Annotated in this window: 17 protein-coding genes; 5 read left to right on the top strand and 12 right to left on the bottom strand. The window is 62.7% G+C overall.

Going from position 1 to position 17,572, the window contains the following annotated elements; translation table 11 throughout:
• Positions 1 to 27: 27 nt before the first annotated feature.
• Positions 28 to 1,710 (top strand): PglL family O-oligosaccharyltransferase, encoded by a 1,683-nt coding sequence (locus tag IB278_RS19500; RefSeq protein ID WP_192324883.1) that lies wholly within the window; start codon positions 28 to 30, stop codon positions 1,708 to 1,710.
• Positions 1,711 to 1,948: 238 nt separating this feature from the next.
• Here the strand turns inward: IB278_RS19500 and IB278_RS34295 are convergent, their stop codons facing one another.
• From IB278_RS34295 to IB278_RS19535, 7 genes are read right to left on the bottom strand one after another with little or no spacing between them, the layout of a single operon-like run.
• A complete protein-coding gene (locus tag IB278_RS34295; RefSeq protein WP_412556330.1) occupies positions 1,949 to 2,560 on the bottom strand; it encodes an energy transducer TonB in 612 nt (203 codons plus the stop codon).
• A gap of 55 nt (positions 2,561 to 2,615) precedes the next feature.
• A complete protein-coding gene (locus IB278_RS19510) occupies positions 2,616 to 6,518 on the bottom strand; it encodes a PilC/PilY family type IV pilus protein (RefSeq protein ID WP_192324887.1) in 3,903 nt (1,300 codons plus the stop codon).
• Between the two features lie 42 nt (positions 6,519 to 6,560).
• Positions 6,561 to 7,259 (bottom strand): pilus assembly protein PilX, encoded by a 699-nt coding sequence (locus IB278_RS19515; protein WP_192324889.1) that lies wholly within the window; start codon positions 7,257 to 7,259, stop codon positions 6,561 to 6,563.
• 8 nt (positions 7,260 to 7,267) lie between these two features.
• Entirely contained in the window at positions 7,268 to 8,383 is a 1,116-nt protein-coding gene (locus IB278_RS19520) for a PilW family protein (protein ID WP_192324926.1), read from the bottom strand.
• Between the two features lies 1 nt (position 8,384).
• The gene (locus tag IB278_RS19525) at positions 8,385 to 8,852 is read right to left on the bottom strand and encodes a prepilin-type N-terminal cleavage/methylation domain-containing protein (protein ID WP_192324891.1); all 468 of its coding nucleotides are present in this window, start codon (positions 8,850 to 8,852) and stop codon (positions 8,385 to 8,387) included.
• On the bottom strand, positions 8,846 to 9,457 hold the full coding sequence (locus IB278_RS19530) for a GspH/FimT family pseudopilin (RefSeq protein ID WP_192324927.1): 612 nt from the start codon (positions 9,455 to 9,457) through the stop codon (positions 8,846 to 8,848). The genes IB278_RS19525 and IB278_RS19530 overlap by 7 nt, the downstream gene beginning before the upstream one ends.
• Before the next feature lie 7 nt (positions 9,458 to 9,464).
• Positions 9,465 to 9,944, bottom strand: coding sequence for a type IV pilin protein (locus IB278_RS19535; protein ID WP_225613013.1), 480 nt, complete (start codon positions 9,942 to 9,944; stop codon positions 9,465 to 9,467).
• A gap of 157 nt (positions 9,945 to 10,101) precedes the next feature.
• Here IB278_RS19535 and IB278_RS19540 point away from each other — a divergent pair, with 157 nt between their 5' ends.
• Positions 10,102 to 11,832 carry a PglL family O-oligosaccharyltransferase gene (locus IB278_RS19540; protein WP_192324893.1) on the top strand — a complete coding sequence of 577 codons (1,731 nt, stop codon included), beginning with the start codon at positions 10,102 to 10,104 and terminating at the stop codon, positions 11,830 to 11,832.
• Here the strand turns inward: IB278_RS19540 and moaC are convergent.
• A complete protein-coding gene (gene moaC, locus IB278_RS19545; RefSeq protein ID WP_192324895.1) occupies positions 11,829 to 12,320 on the bottom strand; it encodes a cyclic pyranopterin monophosphate synthase MoaC in 492 nt (163 codons plus the stop codon). The genes IB278_RS19540 and moaC overlap by 4 nt on opposite strands.
• A gap of 55 nt (positions 12,321 to 12,375) precedes the next feature.
• On the opposite strand from moaC, the gene IB278_RS19550 reads away from it, so the two are divergent.
• A complete protein-coding gene (locus tag IB278_RS19550) occupies positions 12,376 to 13,941 on the top strand; it encodes a M48 family metalloprotease (RefSeq protein ID WP_192324898.1) in 1,566 nt (521 codons plus the stop codon).
• Between the two features lie 39 nt (positions 13,942 to 13,980).
• Here IB278_RS19550 and IB278_RS19555 read toward each other — a convergent pair whose 3' ends face one another.
• The 3 genes from IB278_RS19555 to IB278_RS19565 form a co-directional block, all read right to left on the bottom strand.
• Positions 13,981 to 14,334, bottom strand: a complete 354-nt coding sequence (locus tag IB278_RS19555; RefSeq protein WP_145739124.1) for a phage holin family protein — start codon at positions 14,332 to 14,334, stop codon at positions 13,981 to 13,983.
• 84 nt (positions 14,335 to 14,418) lie between these two features.
• A complete protein-coding gene (locus IB278_RS19560; protein ID WP_145739126.1) occupies positions 14,419 to 14,883 on the bottom strand; it encodes a hypothetical protein in 465 nt (154 codons plus the stop codon).
• A gap of 81 nt (positions 14,884 to 14,964) precedes the next feature.
• Positions 14,965 to 15,711 (bottom strand): TerC family protein, encoded by a 747-nt coding sequence (locus tag IB278_RS19565; protein ID WP_145739128.1) that lies wholly within the window; start codon positions 15,709 to 15,711, stop codon positions 14,965 to 14,967.
• Between the two features lie 485 nt (positions 15,712 to 16,196).
• Between IB278_RS19565 and IB278_RS19570 the strand changes: the two genes are divergently transcribed.
• The gene (locus tag IB278_RS19570) at positions 16,197 to 16,661 is read left to right on the top strand and encodes a DUF3717 domain-containing protein (protein WP_192324900.1); all 465 of its coding nucleotides are present in this window, start codon (positions 16,197 to 16,199) and stop codon (positions 16,659 to 16,661) included.
• 13 nt (positions 16,662 to 16,674) lie between these two features.
• Complete coding sequence (locus IB278_RS19575) at positions 16,675 to 16,980, top strand: putative signal transducing protein (RefSeq protein ID WP_145739132.1); 306 nt, start codon at positions 16,675 to 16,677, stop codon at positions 16,978 to 16,980.
• 2 nt (positions 16,981 to 16,982) lie between these two features.
• Here IB278_RS19575 and IB278_RS19580 read toward each other — a convergent pair whose 3' ends face one another.
• Positions 16,983 to 17,543, bottom strand: a complete 561-nt coding sequence (locus IB278_RS19580) for a YaeQ family protein (protein ID WP_145739134.1) — start codon at positions 17,541 to 17,543, stop codon at positions 16,983 to 16,985.
• Positions 17,544 to 17,572 lie beyond the last annotated feature (29 nt).

The following is a 17,572-nucleotide window of genomic DNA, read 5'->3' on the forward strand; positions in this document are numbered from 1 at the left end:
GGTTTTACAAAATCAAAAGAGCGCACGATGTATTTCTTGGGTTTTATGCTGGCGCTCGGTCTTTTGATTCCAGATCATTTTTTTCCATGGCCTGCTTTTAGACACGATGTTGCGGTCGGAGTGGGCTTCTCCGTATTAATCTTTGGCACTGCGTGGAGGCAAATCAGCCTTCCAAAGGCCGCACTTTTTCTTGTTCTACTTTCCTTTGTCCCATTGCTACAAGCAATGGCTGGAGAGGTCGTGTTTTGGGGCGATGGCTGGGTCTCATGGCTATATATATTAGGCGCCGCCCTGACAATGATTTCTGCAGCGAACTTGATGAACGAATCTACGCTCGAAAATCCTCTCCACGAACTGCAACCGATAGTGATTGCTTTGGTAATTGCGGCTGTCATTTCGGTAGGTATTTCACTCGCACAGTGGTTTAGGCTAGATGTCGAATTTGTCTCTCCCCCATTGGATGGAATAAGATTTGGCGCAAATCTGGCGCAGCCGAATCAACTGGCGGCTCTCCTTCTAATTGGACTGGCGTGCGGCGTCTTTCTGTTTGAGAGCAAAATTGTGAGTGCGGTTCCGGGTTGTGCATTGGCTTTATTTTTGCTATTCGGATTGGTTATGACGCAATCCCGAATGGCGATTCTGGTACTGATTTTCGCATTGACATTGTATTTTGGATTAAGGCGACAGGCTCGCTTGCAACTCCCAGTTAAAGCCGTGTTGCTTTTTTCCGGTTTCTTCGCGCTAGCAAGTTTGACTTGGTCTTCAATTAATAGCGTGCTGCTTTTGAAGGTTCCGGTGTCAATGCTTGAGCGCACAACTAATGATGTGCGCCTTAACCTTTGGTATAGCATGGTTGATGCCCTTGCCCGAGCTCCATGGTTTGGGTATGGGTGGGGCCAAGTGTCGGTGGCCCAGCAAGCAGTCGCGCTAGAATATCCCCCGACTTATGCGCTTTTCGATTCAGCGCATAATATTTTTTTGGATATTGGGCTTTGGGCCGGATTGCCGGTAGCGTTGCTCTTTTCTATTTGGCTCTTCTCCTGGGTCAAAGAGCAAATAATTAATTGCCGTGACCCTCTATCGTGGAGTATCTTGCTGGCGATAGGAATGATTTTTTGCCATGCGATGGTCGAATATCCTCTTGCCTATGCATACATCCTATTGCCCGTATGTTTTTTTATGGGCGCATTGAGTCGAGGAGAGCTTCTTATTGTAGGTCGTCCTAAATCTGCCATGCTGTTTCATTTCGCGTTTGTTGGTGCGAAAATCATCGTATTGATCGCCTTTGCGGTGATTTCAATTGAGTATCTTCGGTTCGAAAGTGACTGGCGACGATTGCGATTTTCTCTTGCCAATATCTCGTTAGAGAGGGAATTCGATTATTCTCGTCCGAAATTTCTCACTCAATTGCGTGACTATGCCGAGATGGCAAAAATAGTTCCCGAGCGAGGAATGCCTGAGAAAAAATTACTCTGGATGAAGAGGGTGTCTGAAAGGTTTGGACAGCCATCGATATTGACGAAATACGCCATAGCAGCTGCACTCAATGGGCGGCCAGAAGCCGCGAGCCAATCGTTAGCGCTAATTTGCAAAACTCAAATGCCTCGCGTGTGTCGTCAAGTTCTAAAAAATTGGGAAACTATTTCTAGTGATTCCAATTATCCTGAATTTAAAGCGGTTGATATTGCCGCCTTGATTGCAAAGAACTAGGGCTCGGGATACGGTCGGACCAAGATGCGTCGAGTGCCTGTTCGAATCAGCATAAGGCTGCTCGGGCCTAAAGCATCCATTGATGGGGATATTGATAGGGGCTTGCCGTGAGAGGTCAGGCAAGAAACCCGGAGGACTAGGATGGCAGTTCTTGTGCTGCCGGCGATTGGCCTGCTGCCACTACCGCCGTTGCACGCCGCGCGTTGAAAGAGCGGCGTGCGAGTTGTGGTTGTTCTTCCTAGGACTCAGGACGGTACTCGAAAATCACTTCCACCCGCTGACGCGACTTGACGGCACGGCCGTCAACTTCGCCAGGAGAAAATTCCGCAGCCATGAAGGCTTCGCGTGCAGCCTGCTCGAATGCGGGGGGAAGTCTCGACTCTTCGGCATCGACGCGCTGAACGCGACCTTGTTCGTCTATGAAGAGCGAAAGAATGCCAACAACGCGGCCGGCCGCTATTTCGCCAGGCGGAGGTTCGAGCACGATGGCCGTCTTGGCAACGGGCGGTGTCGACAGCTGGTTGCGTGGCACGAAGCTATCGCTGTTGTCTTCGACCGCGGCTGAGGGCGCAGGCGCAGCAGGCGACGTGTTCGTCGACGGTTCCTCCGTGGAGGCGGGTGCACGGTCGGACGTATGAAGCGCTTCGGTCGGACGTAGGGGCTCACGGACAGGCAAAGGCGACGTCGAGGGAAGAAGGAGGGGGACCGTTCGTACCTGCATGGAGGAGGCGGCACTTCCGATCACATCGCCCGCGGCCCACTTCGGGGCGGCGGGCGAAATGCGCGCCGAAAGCGCGGCGACATGAAGTGCCACGGAGAGCACTGCGCTCACAAAAAGTACGTATCGCATCCTTGTCCGGCCCGGCGCATGCCGGGCCAAGGCCACTTTCTTTCATCTCGTCGAATCAGTCCACCAACTCGCGCCACGAGGTTCTATGCACGCTGCCTGAGCCGGACGATGTCGCCACCGGTGGCGTCTCGATCACGTTGTCGCCATTGCTCTTCTGGTAAATGATCCGGGCATTGCCGTTGCTGTCCTGCACCCAGGTCATGCCCATGATCAGCCCGTCGGTGCTGAAGAGCCCGCCGGCCGGGTTGGTCGTGACAACGCCGCCATTGGCCACATTGAGGTAGTAGCGCCAAGCCGTGCCGCCCGACGCGCAGGCGTCGCCGTTGGGGATGGCGGTCGCAACCGACAAGGTGCTGTATTGCAGGCCCAGGTTGGTATTTACGCGTTCACGCGAATGCGGCAGATCGATCCACCATCCGCCCTTGGTCGCCCAGTTGACCGACGTGTTGGATACCGAGGCTGAGGTCGCGGTTGCGGCAGGGCCATTCAACGTGAATGTCTGCCTGACGAAGTTATCAGTGTCGGCACGCACGTCGCTCCATCCGGTGGCGGTCAGCGTGTCTTTCACCGCATAGATGCTTTGCTGCGTCGAATCCGCGATGTCGGATGAGCCGAGATACCGGCCTGTTGCAACCACGACCACGGGCTTGCCTGAGATCTCCACGGTTTCCGGCTTTGTGGTGATGGGCTGCGGCGTCGTGTCGTTGACCTGGAACTTGGCGAGTCGCATCGCAGCCCGGTTGGGTAGCAGGAGACCGTCGATGTCGAAGCGCCAGAGGTTGCCTTGCTGGTCGCCGCCGTAGAAACGCTTGGCTGTGTTGTCGCTGGAGCTTTCGATCCATGCGTTGATCTTTGCGAGGCCGCTCGGGTCGGCGCTGCTGCCATCGCTGGTGGCAATGTCCAGCAGCAGGGCGCCGGTATTCGCGTTCAGAACGTAGAGGTGGCCCTTGCCGTCCCCGTCGGTGTTGTTGTAGCCGGAGGAAAAAGCAACGATCCAGGTGCCGTCACTGCGTTTGGCAATCACGGGGTTGCCGAAGCTGAGGCCCAGGTTGGCATCGGTGAACTCCCAAAGCGCCTTGGGATCGTTGGGATCGGTGATGTCGAGTGCGTAGTAGCCGCGGCCGCCGCTGTTGAGGCCGCCGACAACAATGGTCTTCCAAGTGGTTCCAACCTTAATGTCGCCCATGACCGGGGCTCCGTCTACCGAGTATTGATGCTTCGATCCATAGCTCGTGTCGGCCATCTTGTAGAGATTTGGCATGACCATGCCCGGAACATAAGCCCAGAGTTCGGTACCGCCTGCACTGCCGGAGGCAGCCGAGAAGGCATGCAGCATGCCATCGTTCGAGGCGACGTACACCACGGGGGTGCGCGTCGCCTTTGCCGTGACGAAATCGGCATAGCCAGCGTCGGCGTAGCTGAAGGGAGGCTTTCCGACGAAGACCGGGGCGCCGTTGATGATGTCGCCCAGCACATGGTCGCGCTTGCGATAGAGCGCAGCGACATTGTTGTTGGAGCTGTCGACACTGGCCGTTTCGTAGGTGCGTACGCCCCGCAGGTAGTTGACGAGGTTGGTGCCGTTGTTGGCCAGCGTCTTGTTGCTGTCAGAGAGCACCGAGCATTGCGCAGAGACGAGACTCTGGCTGCACAGATTGCTGAAGTAGGCTTTCTGTGCGGTGCTCAGGTTGGCGTACTCGAAGCTTTGGAGAGCTGAACCGTTGCTGAAATAGATCTTGCGATCCGAAGCAGCCAGCGCATCGAGTTTTGCCTGAGCCGACCAAGTGGCGGTATTCGCAATGACGCCCGTCGTGCCATTGATTGCAAAGGCCTGCAGATCACCGGTCCACAATTGTGTGGTGTAGCTCGCCCGGAAGACCAGGTTGTTGTCGCCAGCCACCAGTTGGAGCGAACTGGTCGACGCCGTGGCGCCCGATCCCGAGACCTGCTGCACTGACGTGACGACGCCGTTGATGGCTTCGCTCAGCGCGCTGGCATTGAGCGCCGAGTAATACTGGCCACGGCCGTTGACGGCAGCATGCCACAGGTCGTCGACGTTGGTGGCGTTGCCGCCTTGGCCATCATTCAGGTCCGCACCTTCGGGCACGGGCCAGTTCAATCTGCCGCTGATCAGGTCTACATAGGAACCAGCGGTCTGCGTCAGGTAGTTCTTGTCATAAGGCAAGGTTCCACTCACGCCAAGACCGATCGTGAATGAGTTCATGTGCTGCCAAGTGGCCTTGTCGCTGTCCAGCGTCCGAACAATATTGCTGCAAACATCCTGGCTGCTGCCGGAACTACTCGAAGTGCAGTTGCCGAGTGCACTGGTGCGCAGGTCTGTCGCGAAGTAGTACTGAGCAACGTCGGCCAGCGTATTGCCGGTGCCTCCCGAGGTGGAAGGCGTTTGGGTTGGCGTGCCGGGGACGGGCGATTGGGCGACCGGTGTCGTAGTGGACGTGGCCGGCGGAGCGGACCATCCACTCCAAGCGCCTGCGACCGGGGTCGAATAAACCGGTACGTCGTCGCCCTTGGTAGTCTGGTAGGTTGTTGAGCTTAGGGTTCCGCTCGTGAAACTGCTGCTGGCGGTAGGAGGGCCATTGTCTGTGATCGATTCGACAGTGGGGTCCGGGGTGTTGACCCAGGCGGAAGTGACGGGTGTGCTGGTGGTTCTTGACGTCTCGACACCATCGGTAGTCACTACCGTCTCGGAATAAGACGAAGTTGCGGACTGACGCGTCGTGCGCGTTCTGGTTTGTGTCTCTGTGTAGGCCTGATTCGTGCGGGTGGTGACGGCGTATTGCCCCCTGTTCGGATTGTTGGGCTTTTGCGTCGAAGAAACGGTGGTGGAGGTACGTGTCCAGGTTTTTGTTTGCGTCTGGACAGAGACGAAGTCTCTTGTCAGCGCCACGGTATAGGGCGTGACGGTGGTCACGATGACCTGGGTGTCGTCCCGCATCGGACGAGCCTCGGTGCCGTCTTGCTGCCCGATCTCGGTGACACCGTCGAGCTTCAGGCCTTTGGACATGTTCCAGTAGCCGTCCGTCGAGAGGAGCGCATAGTTGCGCTGGCAGGAGTACTGGACGGGGTCGTAGCTTTGGTCGGGAGCCTTGTTTGCAAAATAGCGCCCGGCCTTGGACAGGGCTGAGCGCAATGGTGTCCAGCCGTTCGGCGAGGCGCTGTAGAGGCTGCTGTAGAAGTTGGTTTTTTGCGCGCTGTCGAAATCCTTGACGTCGCGAAAGTAGTTGTCGCCATCCACCGCAGTTCCATCGCTGATCGTGCTGAAGCCAACGCGGTAGCTCGAATCAAGTGCCGAGATCGCCCGGCCCATGGCGGTGCGCATCAGCAGGTAGCGCTTGCGGTAGTACGAATACCAGTTGGCATAGTTTTGAGCTTCGGCGGAATTGCTCGTGACCGTCACCGAGTGAAAAAGGTTGGTCGACGAGTTGGTCGACGTCATGCATTCGTTATAGAAGGTGTTCCGGATGGCTCCGCTGCTGGTGTAAGCCCATCCCATCTTCGGTTGAGTGCCGCTGTAGGTGTAATAGAACCGGTTGTTGAGATTGGTCGTTGAGCTCGACGCGTCGTAGCCATCGCTGCGCGCGGCTGTGAAAACCGCATTGGGAAAGGATGTTCCATCCGCATTGAGCGGTGGCGAGTAAGTCATCGTGGGGTCGTATGCCACGCCATTGCATTGCGCAGAGCGGTATCCATACTTGCCGCTGGACATTTGGTCCGGCATGTAGTCGTTGTCCATGCTCCCCGAATCGTCCAGAACGAACATCAGGTTCGGCTTGGCTTGAACCGCTGGCAGTGTCGCAAGCGGCTGGTTCGACAGGTCCGTGGATGCTGCATCGACGATGGGGGCGAACGCCCCCAGCAGCAACGCACAGGCCATCACTGTGCAGCAGATGGCCTGCCTGCGAGGCTTCCGGTCGAGGACAGGAGTGGATCTAGTTTTCATGGTGTTGGGTTCTCTGTCTGGCGCCAGGTCGGCGCTCCCTCATCAGAAATGCACGATGGTTTCGGTGAAGCTGGCTGTATTGCGCGCACCCAGCACCCGCACCACGATGCGGTAGTACGGTCCGGAGGCGCCAGCGGCAAAAGGCTGTTCGGCGTAGTTCATCTCGCCCTTCTTGGTCACGCTGGCGCCACTGCTTGAAATCGGCTTGGCGCAACGGATGCTTGCATCGGTAAGGTAGTTGCCCGCTTTGGAGCACAGCCTGAAGATGACGAAGCGGGCGCTGTTGTTGTTGATGGTGCCGGCATTCGCAGTCGTTACGGTGCAACCGTTGTATGTGCCTGTGGTGGCGGACTGGCAGGTGTTGCCATCCCAGTCAATCAACTGGCGGTTGTTGCTGGCGGAGAGTTGCCGGCCGGTCACATCGATCGGAGGTTTCGCCGTGACCCCGTCGGCAGCAAGCTCCTGCGTGCTTGCGTAGTAGCCGCTCGACGCGGCATCGGTGTTCAGGCTGGCGCTGTTGGCAGTCAACCAGTCGATGGCCTGACGCGCGGCCTGATCTGCGGCGGAGGTAGCATCCTGCTTGAAACCAATGTTGCCGAGTAGCAGGGTACTGGTGTCGACCGAGCGCACCAGCGCCAATGTTGCAAGCAAGAGCGCGACCAGGGTCAGCAGGGCAAAGAGCAGTGAGACACCGCGCTGATCGCGCAGGCGTGGCGAAGAATTCAATGGTCTGATTTGCATGGCGATGGTCAGGAATTCCAGAGAACGTTGCGCAGCGGCACGATCGTGTCGTAGACCTTGAAGCGGTAGTGCTCCCATTCGGGAACGTGGCTCACCCTCAGCGAAAGGCATTTGCTGCTGCCGTGGCATGTCGTGGTGCCGGCGATGGTGGCGTTGGCTCCCACGTCCCACTGGGGGGCGCTCGCGGTGACGGTTTCCTTCTCGTACTGGTTGCTGCGCGCCACCACCGCGATTCGGATCGCGAGCACCTGCAGCCAGCCGGCATTGGTGGTGGGTGTCACGTTGTCGTAGGTGTCGACAACGCCATCACCGTTGGTGTCCTTGCCGTACATGGCCTGGAGGTTGACGATCTGCGGATAGAGTTCCAGTGGCGGGTCGGTCAGCGCCCCGTTCGCAGGGGAGCGTTCGACCATCTGGAGACTGTTGGCGCTACTGACCGAGTAGCTGCGATAGACCATCGAGCCCATGTTCAGCAGATAGCTGCCCGATGTGTATCCGCTTTCTGGAAATATGCTGTTCTGGTTCCACTTGCTGGCAGCGGTCGCGGCATGCGGTACGCGCGTGGGCCCCAGCGTTGTGGCTGGGGTCGAGGTGTCGTTGGTCACGCTGAACAGCGTGCACCCCAAGCCGCTACCTTGTAATTTCGGCACGACGATCATCATGTTGCCCGCCACGGCACCGAATGAGGACGTCACCTCGAAGTAGTTGCTGGACTGCGGGTGGTCCTCCTTAAGGACCATGGGCGCCGAAAAATTTGTGGTGCGGCCTTGCAAGACAGTGATCGTGTCTGGTGCGCCGGTGTCTGTGCTGGTGCCGTTGGTGATGACGACCGGCGCCAGAGGAAAGACAAACGAAGCGCCGCTGGCGTCGTATTTGCCAGTCACTGGGCAGCCGAGTGCATCGGGACTGGCCGCTGCTCCGTAGCCCGCCATCTGCACATCGCGTTGAAGCGTGAAGAGCGACAGCGCACCATTGACCTGTGCATCGCTGCCCATGGTGATCGAGCGCTTCTTGCCTTCGGCGAGTGCGAGCACCTGACTGATGACCAGCACTGTAAGCAGGCCCAGGACGAGGCCGACCATGAGCTCGACCAGGGTGAAACCGCGTTGGTAAGGATGCTTCATATCAGTTCGCAGCCTTGGCGACGGTTGTGTGCGTGACGTACTGGTGCGTTTCACCGCTTGGCATCGTCCAGCTGATGGTGACGGCGACATCGCCGGAGCTCGCATTGACGGTGACCGCGCCGGTCCCGCCCGGCAGGCTGCTGCTGACCTTTCTCTGCCATTCGCCGCATCGCGCTTGGGAGGCGCAGCCGGTGCCGTTATAGCCCGCGAGATTGGTGAGGTCGGACCACATGCGTCCATTCAATTCGCTGGCCAGGTAGGCAGCATCGGCGCGCACCTTGGAGTCGGTCTGCGCGCGCGTCATCGACGCTTGCAGGCCGACCAGCCCAAGCACGCCAAGCATGAAGATAAGCAGCGCTACGAGCACTTCGATCAATGCAACGCCTTGAGCGTGCTGGGGTTTGCGGGGCTCGCGCCGCACACGGCGGATTCGGCCGAGCGTATGCATGCGATTCACTCGGTTCAGCATTTGCGGGGATCCTTTGCCGTGCTGTCGACGATGGCCGGCTCGCACATGCGCACCGAGCCCGAGGGCGAGACGACGATGCGCAATGCACGGGCGCCTGTCGTGGTTCCGGTCACGTCGATCTGGCCAATGGCATCGCTGTTGGCAATGCGCCCAAAACCGTTGAAGGTGACGCTCGTGCCCTCGGTCGATCCGTCAGCGGCTTGAACCGCCGCCACCGTGACTCTTCCGCCGGTGTCTCCGGCGGGACGTCCTGTAACGATCATGGGAGAACTGGTCGTCGACGGCGCGTCGGCGCAATGCCCAATCGGCGAATTCACACTCACTATCCAGGCGCCGCTGGCGCCTGAGAGAGAGCAGTCATCGCTCAGCACTGCCGGATTGTCGAGCGACACCAGCCAGAGCGACACATTCTGATTGCGCCGCACAGCCTCGCCGCGCGCCAGTTGGAGCCCGTTTTGCAGCGAATCGGCAACGTTGCGAATGCGGGTGTTTTCCAGCCAAGTGCCGATGCTTGGCATGACGGCGAAGAGGATCAGCGCCAACACCGCAATGGTGACGACCAGTTCGACCAGTGTGAAGCCGCGTTGCCGCATGGTGATCGACATGGTTCGATCAGCAAGCGCTGCTGCTTGTAAGCCAGCACGATTGGGTTACGGTGCTGCCTTTGAACTGGGTGGTCGCGCGGTCGCCATTGTGGTTGAGGGTGTAGGTGTGTCCGACCGCTCGCCCCGCGCTTCCGGTGGCGGTGATGACATAGTTCTGCTGGCTGTTTGAAGTCGTACAGGTGTAGCTGAAGTACTTGGCGCCGGAAGGCGTGAATGCGGCCGCGGCATTGGCGGCGCAATTGGTTCCGGAAGGGCCGTAGTTACGGTTGTCCTGGTAGTACTGCTCCATCGTTGCCCGGTAGGCGGACAGCGTATTGAAGGCCTCCGGCAACTGGCCGCGGCGAACATAGTCGTTGTAGGCTGGAATCGCGATCGACGCCAGGATGCCGATGATCGCCACCACGATCATCACTTCGATGAGCGTGAAGCCGGACGAACCGCCCCGTGCCTGGACAGCGCGACGCAGATAGCTTGCTTGTTTCTTCAAGAGACACCTTTCGGACCGATTCCGGGCCTTCCGCTAGAGGGCGGGCAACAGTTGTAGATAGTTGTCTAAGAATGTCTCTAAATGTGTTTTCCCGCAAAGCCGCTCGTCTCCCACCCGCCGCCATTCGTCGGCCCGCCCGTTCGTCACAATCGGCGGAATGACTTCCCGCGCAGCGCCTGCCGAGGCCGCCGCTCTCTCGCCTAAAGCCGTCGGCGCCCTGCGTGCCGGGTTGGTCGCGTTCCCGTTTCTCTGCCCGCTCGTCGCCGGTCCCTCGGTCCAGGCTTGGCAGCTGCTGGCCACCTGGGTCTGCCTCGCGGCGATGCTTCTGGCCGTTCCTGTCGCCGTGCCGGCGCGCGGCATTTGGGCCTGGCTCGGCGCCGGAGCGGCAGCGGTCGTGCTTTTTTCCTCCCCGCATGCCACGGCCGCCGCATGGCTGCCCGCGGTGGTCGTGCTGGCAGCCATGGCGGCCGCAGCCTGCATAGGAGCGGGCATGGCGCGCGGCGGGCCGGCCGTATCGGAGGGGCTGGCGGTGGGCGTGCTCGCAGCCGGCCTCGTCAGCGCGGTGCTCGGCCTGCTCCAGTACTACGGCCTGGCCGAGCCGCTGGTGCCCTGGACCACCACGCCCGCGCTGGGCCAGGCGTATGGCAACCTGCGCCAGCGCAACCAGTTCGCCACGCTGATCAGCATGGCGCTGGTGGCGGCGCTCTGGATCCATGCGGCGCAGCCTTCGGCGCGCATTCGGCGCTGGCTGGTGGCGGCGGCGCTGTTGCTGCTGGTGGCCGCGGCGGCGTCCACCTCGCGCACCGGGCTGCTCCAGCTGCTGTCGATCGTGGGCGTTGCCGCCTTCATCGCGCGGCGGGAGCGCCGCGGCGTACCGGCCGAGCACGCTGGCACGCCCTTCAGTCTGCCGCCGCCGCTGGTGCTGCTGGCGATGGTGCCGGTCTATTTCGCCATCGCCTGGGTGCTGCCGCAGCTTGCGGCGGGCGAGGTCGAGGGCATGATGCAGCGGCTGCAGGAGGGCGCGCCGGGCGACCACACGCGGATGATCCTCTGGCGCAACGTGCTCTCGCTGATTGCCGCGCATCCGCTCGCGGGCTGGGGTTGGGGCGAACTGGCCTTCGCGCACTACAGCACGCTGTACGACGGGCCGCGCTTCCCCGAGATCCTGGACAACGCGCACAACCTGCCGCTGCACCTGGCGGTGGAAATGGGCATTCCGGTGTCGGTGCTGGTCTGCGGCGGTTTTCTCTGGATGGTGATGGCGGCCAGGCCCTGGCGCGAGCGCGATCCGGTGCGGCTCATGGCCTGGGGCATGCTGGGCGCGATCGCGCTGCACAGCCTGCTCGAATATCCGCTCTGGTACGGGCCGTTCCAGCTGGTGTTCGGGCTGTGCCTGGGCATGCTGTGGCCGGCGTGGGGCGCCGCAACGGCTTCATCGCTGCGGCAGCGCTTCAAGGCCCGGTGGCTCGAGCCGCCGGTGTTGTCTTCGATTGCGGCCGCGGTGCTGATGGCGGTGGTCGGCTGTGCCGCCTGGGACTACATCCGCATCAGCCAGATCTACCTGCCGCGCGACGAACGCCTGCCGGCCTATGAAGACGGCACGCTCGCCAAGGCCAAAAAATCATGGCTCTTCGCCAGGCAGGTCGACTTTGCCGAACTGACGCTCACGGCCGTCACGCCGGCCAATGCGGCCGCGATGCACTCGCTGGCCGAGCGCACGCTGCATTTCTCGCCCGAGCCGCGCGTGATCGTCAAGCTGATCGAAAGCGCCGAACTGATGGGGCAGGGCGAGGCACCCCGCGACCAGGCGGAGCGCTTCCGCATCGCGTTTCCGGCGGAGTACGAGCGCTGGCTGAAGGGGCTGCCCGTGGATGGGCAGGCGCCCTAGCCCTGGGGGGCGGCCAGGTAGCTGCCCGACTTGCCGCCATGCTTCTCGAGCACATGCACGTCGGTGATCCGCATGCCCCGGTCCACCGCCTTGCACATGTCGTAGATGGTGAGCAGCGCCACCTGCACGGCGGTCAGCGCTTCCATCTCGACGCCGGTCGGCCCCACGGTCTCGACCGTGGCGGTGCACACCACCTGTGGCGCATTGCCTTTTTCGGCCAGCGCAAACGCGAGCGCCACGCGCGTGAGCGCGAGCGGGTGGCACAGCGGGATCAGGTCGCTGGTCTTCTTGGCGGCCTGGATGCCCGCGATGCGGGCGATGCCGAGCACGTCGCCCTTCTTGGCGGTACCCGATTCGATCAGCGCCAGCGTGGCGGGCTGCATTTCGATGCGGCCCGTGGCCACGGCCACGCGATGGGTGGCGGGCTTGGCCGCAACGTCGACCATGTGGGCCTGGCCCTGGGCATCGAAATGGGTGAGGGAGCTCATGTGTGAACGATCGGTGTGGAGGTGCATCATACGAGCCCGAGCCAATGGACGAGGAATGCCGCGCTTGACTCCCTTTGCCACCAGAAAGACTTCCGCCGCGCCCGCCTTGCGGTCGCTCTGTGCTGCCGTTTTGATAGCGGGCCAGGTCCTGCTGCCGGTGCCGGCCCGCGCCCAGATGCAGGTGCTGCCGGGCCTGGGCGACGGCGGCGAAATGACCGCCAGTGCCGAGCGCCAGCTGGGCGACCAGATCGCGCGCGAGCTCTACCGCGACACCGACTACATCGACGACCCGGTGGTCGCCGCCTACGTACAGGACATCTGGCAGCGCCTGCTGGCTGCCGCCCGCCAGCGCGGCGAGCTCACGCCCGAGCTCGACGAGCGTTTTGCCTGGACCATCCTGCTGGGGCGCGACCGCAACATCAATGCCTTTGCGCTGCCGGGCGGCTACCTGGGCCTCAACATGGGCCTGATTGCCACGGTGGGCAGCCGCGACGAGCTGGCCACGGTGCTCGGGCACGAGCTGTCGCACGTCACGCAGCGCCACATCTCGCGCATCATGAACCAGCAGGGCAAGCAGATGCCGCTGATGCTGGCGGGCCTGATCCTCGGCATGATCGCGGCCGGCAAGAGCCGCAACGCCGATGCGGGCCAGGCCGTGATGATGGGCAGCCAGGCGCTGTTCATGCAGAACCAGCTGAGCTTCTCGCGCGACATGGAGCGCGAGGCCGACCGCGTCGGCTTCGGCGTGATGACGCAGGCGGGCTTTGCGCCGCAGGGCGCGGCCGCGATGTTCGAGAAGCTGCAGTACGCCTCGCGCCTGAACGACAACGGCTCCTACCCCTACCTGCGCAGCCATCCGCTCACCTCGGAGCGCATCTCGGACATGCAGGGGCGCTTCCAGTTCCGACTCGATGCCGCCCCGGCCATGCCGCTGGCCATGGACCACGCCATGATCGCCGCGCGTGCCCGCGTGCTCACGCGGCCGGGTGTGGACGTGCTGCGGCTGTGGGTCGATGCGGCCTCCAGCGGCGAGTTCGCCAAGAGCAGTGCGGCCCAGCAGGCCGGCACGCTCTATGCGGCGGCGCTGTCGGCCAAGGAGCTGCGCGACTTCCGGGCCGCACGCGCCATGGCCGAGCGGCTGACGGCGCGCACCGCCGACGACGCCTCCGCAGCCAGGCTGGCGCGCTGGCTCAACGCCGAGATCGAACTGGCCGGCGGCAACGCGCCCAAGGCCGCGGGCCTGCTCGATGCCAAGTCGAAGGAGCGGCCGGAGATGCTGCTTGCGGCCGATGCCGCCGTGGCCACGCGGCAGCCCGCGCCCCTGGTGCCGGTGCTGCGCGACTGGGTGGCCACGAATCCGCGCGACGCCACCGCCTGGCGGGCCCTGGCCAACCTGTATGGCGCCCAGAACGATTCGGTGCGCGCGGTGCGCGCCGATGCCGAGGCCAATGTGGCCATCCTCGACTATCCGGCCGCACGCGACCGCCTCAAGGCCGCGCAGGAGTTGATGCGCAAGCCCGGCGTGCCCGTCGACCACTACGAGGCCTCGATCATCGACACCCGCGCGCGGGCCGTGGAGGTGCTGGTCAAGCGGCAGGCCGAGGAGCCGCCGCTGAAGTGAGCCGAGCAGCGATAAAGAAAGTGCCGCCCGCCTGGCGGCTCAGCCCTTGGAGAGCAGCCCGCCCAGCGCGGCTTCGATGACCAGGCCCAGCAGCGAATAGATCAGCGAGCCGATCAGCGCCGCCACGAAGCCGTTGACCTGGAAGCCGGACAACAGGCCCGATGCGGCCCAGAACAGCAGCGCATTGATCACGAACAGGAACAGCCCGAGCGTGACGATGGTGACCGGCAGCGTCAGCACCACCAGCACCGGCCGCACGACCATGTTGAGCAGGCCGATGACGGCCGCGGCGATCAGCGCGGAGCCGAAGCTGGCAACTTGGACACCGGGATAGAGATAAGCCACCGCCAGCAGCGCGACAGCGCTGAGCAGCCATTTGATGATGATGCGCATGCGGCGCAGGATACCCCAGAGGCCCCAAAACAACGAGCCCCGGCGCGTTGCCGCACCGGGGCTCGTCAGGACGGGGTTGCGCGCTTATTCGGCCAGTTCGTTCGCAAGCACCAGCAGCGCGCCCATGCCCATCACGGCGCCGGGAAAGGCCCAGCCCGACTGGCGCGGCGGCGCCTGGTCGAGCGTGACCGGCTCCAGGTCGACGCCGATCTTGGGGCGGCGCGCATCGACCACGAGCGTGGCCGAATGCTCGCGCTTGAGCTGCTGCGTCAGGTCGGCCAGCGGGCCCTTGGCCAGCACCGGCGTCACCTGGCCGCCATTGCGCTCGAGCAGCGGCAGCAATTGCGCCTGCACCTTGCTGAACCATTTGGCGCGCCAGTTCTCGCGTGCGCTGTGGCTCACCCACTTGCTGATGCGGTGCGTCATGCGCGGAGCGCAGGCCACGAGTACCCAGTGGCGTGCCACGACGCTGCTGGCGTCGGGGGCAAGCTCGGCGAACTGCTCGGCCGCATAGCCGGCGTCGTCGACGTACAGAATGACCTTTTCCATGGGTGCTCCTTCAAGTAATTAGAGTGGCAGAGACCGGGCAGCAGGGGAAGAGCATTTTCGCCAGGCCCCTGCAGGTGGCCGTCAGCTGGACGTGGCGGCTTCGGCCGGCTTCTGGCGAGCCTGGCGCATGGCCACCCACTTGCCGACGGCCAGCACCAGCAGCGCGCCGGCAATGCCTGCGGCGTACCGGATGGTATCGGTCTGCGGCAGCTTCGGCACCCAGGTCCAGGCCGCGGTGTTCGACAGCGCGGGGTCGGACACCGCCATGGTGCCCGCAATCCAGCCCAGCAGCATGCCGCCGAGCGTGATGATGACCGGGAAGCGGTCCATCAGCTTGATGACCAGCTGGCTGCCCCAGACGATGATCGGAATGCTCACCAGCAGGCCGAAGATCACCAGCGGCATCTGGTGGGCCTGGCCGGCGCCTTGCGCGGCACCGGCAATGGCAATCACGTTGTCCACGCTCATCACCAGGTCGGCCACGATCACGGTCTTGACCGCGCCCCACAGCTTGTCGCTGCTCTGGATGTTGCCGTGCGCGTCGTCATGGTCGGGCGCCAGCAGCTTGATGCCGATCCACACCAGCAGCGCGGCGCCGACCAGCTTCAGGAACGGAATGGCCAGGAGCGTGAGCGCGAAGAAGATCAATATCACCCGCAGCGCAATGGCGCCGGCCGTGCCCCAGAGGATGCCCTTGGTGCGTTGCGCAGGCGGCAGCTTGCGGCAGGCCAGGGCAATGACGACGGCGTTGTCGCCGCCGAGCAGGATGTCGATCATGATGATCTGACCGACCGCGACCCAGAATTCCGGGGTCATGAACTGTTCCATAGATTCCTCTTGTCTTCGCGCGGTCCGTCCATCCTGGGCTGGATGGCGCCGGTCCGGCGCATGCGTTGCATTTCGATCCATCCCGTGCGGGTAGGCCGAAGCGATGGCGAAGACCGGGCGATGACCGGGGATTCAGGAACGCTTCGACCAAACCTGCGCAGGTTCAAATCGAAGGTCTTGCTCGACAGCGCGCGCCCGGGGGCACGTGTTGTCCAACAGGCCGGAAGTGTTGTGCTTCGTATTGACGACCTGTCGATGGCCGCCGTGGTGCACGGCGGCTGGGAGCTACTCCCCTTCGTGAGGAGAATTAGAGCATTGCAAACCCTGTTCTGGCAACCTCGAAATTACCGAGATCCAAAAAGAATGCTCTCGAAAGCCTTGTGGTTGCTGGTTATGTTGCTATGTGTTGTGTAGCGCATATAACCTTCGACTGACGCGGGACATTGCCGGACTATGATCGCCGGCTCGCTGTTTTTTCTCTCTTCATGGCCGCCATTCACATCACCGACATCGAGGCCGCCATCAACCATTGGCGGGAGAAGAGCCCCTCGCCCGACGGCATCACGCTGGCGCCCGAATTGCGCGCGCTCGCCGAGGTCTACGCGCTCATGGTGTTCCACCACGAGGACGAGGTCGACGAGTTCGGCTTCCCCGAAAAAGCCTGGGCCGCCTGGCTCGACTGGTACCACAGCACGCCCGACACCCCCTGCATCGCCATCTGCTCCACCAGCCAGGGCGACGACCAGTGCAAGGGCTGCGGCCGCAGCTTCGACGAGGTGCAGCACTGGCCCGCCATGTCGCCGGCCGAGAAGCGCGTGACCTGGCGCCGCATCACCATGGAAGACTCGGCCTGGCGCTTCAACAAATATGCGGAGCGTGCGCGCGAGGCCGAACCGCCGCAGTGGCCCGACGATCCCGCCGAGCCCCTCGGCCCCGACGACGCGCCCTGAAGGAGGCCGCCCCATGCGCCGCCTTGCCCAGGCTCCGAACCTCGCGATCGCGGCCCTGTGGGTGCATGCGCTGCGCGAGGAGGGCGTGCAGGCGACAGTGCAGCGCGAATACCTGGGCGCCGTCATGGGCCAGTTGCCGCCCGACCAGTGCCTGCCCGAGATCTGGATCGACGACGAAGCGCAGTTCGAGCGCGCGCAGCAGGTGCTGCATGCGGCCCAGCACCGGCCGCAGCGCAACTGGCAGTGCATCTGCGGCGAGCGCATCGAAGGCGGCTTCGAGCAGTGCTGGCACTGCGGCCGGATGATGCCGGTGGCCTGAGGCTACTTCCAGCGCAGCAGCTCGACGTCGATGCTGTGGGTGCCGTCGCCCAGCGTCAGCGTGTTCTCCTGGATCGTCGCCTGCAGCTGCATGCTGCGCTGCGCGAGCGCGGCCAGCGCCTGCGAGGCTTCCGTCGGCACCCGGTAGACCTGCAGGTTCTGCGGCCGCGTGAGCTTGTTCTCGATGCCGCGCCACCAGATCTCGGCCGCATGGTTGAAGCAGTAGACGATCACCTCGTCCGCCTTGCCGCAGGCCTTGATGATGGGCTTGTCCTCGGGCTGGCCGACCTCGATCCACAGCTTGGTCTCGCCCGTGAAATCGCGCAGCCAGACATCGGGTTCGTCCACGTTCGACAAGCCCGCGCCGAAGGCCAGCGTGCCGTCGCCCTGGCAAACGTCCTGCAGCTTGTGCGCGTTGAGCGCGAGCGCGACGAGCCGGATCATCATCCGCTCGTCGGTCTCGCTCGGATGGCGCGCCAGGGTCAGCGCATGGTCGGCGTAGTAGCCGTGGTCGATGTCGGCCACCGCGAGGGCGGCCTTGAAGATGGTGGATTTGAGGGCCATGGGTGCGCGAGTGTATGCGCCCCCACGGG

The organism is Variovorax sp. VRV01, from assembly GCF_014852545.1.
In the GTDB taxonomy this organism is placed as follows: Bacteria; Pseudomonadota; Gammaproteobacteria; order Burkholderiales; family Burkholderiaceae_C; genus Variovorax; species Variovorax beijingensis_A.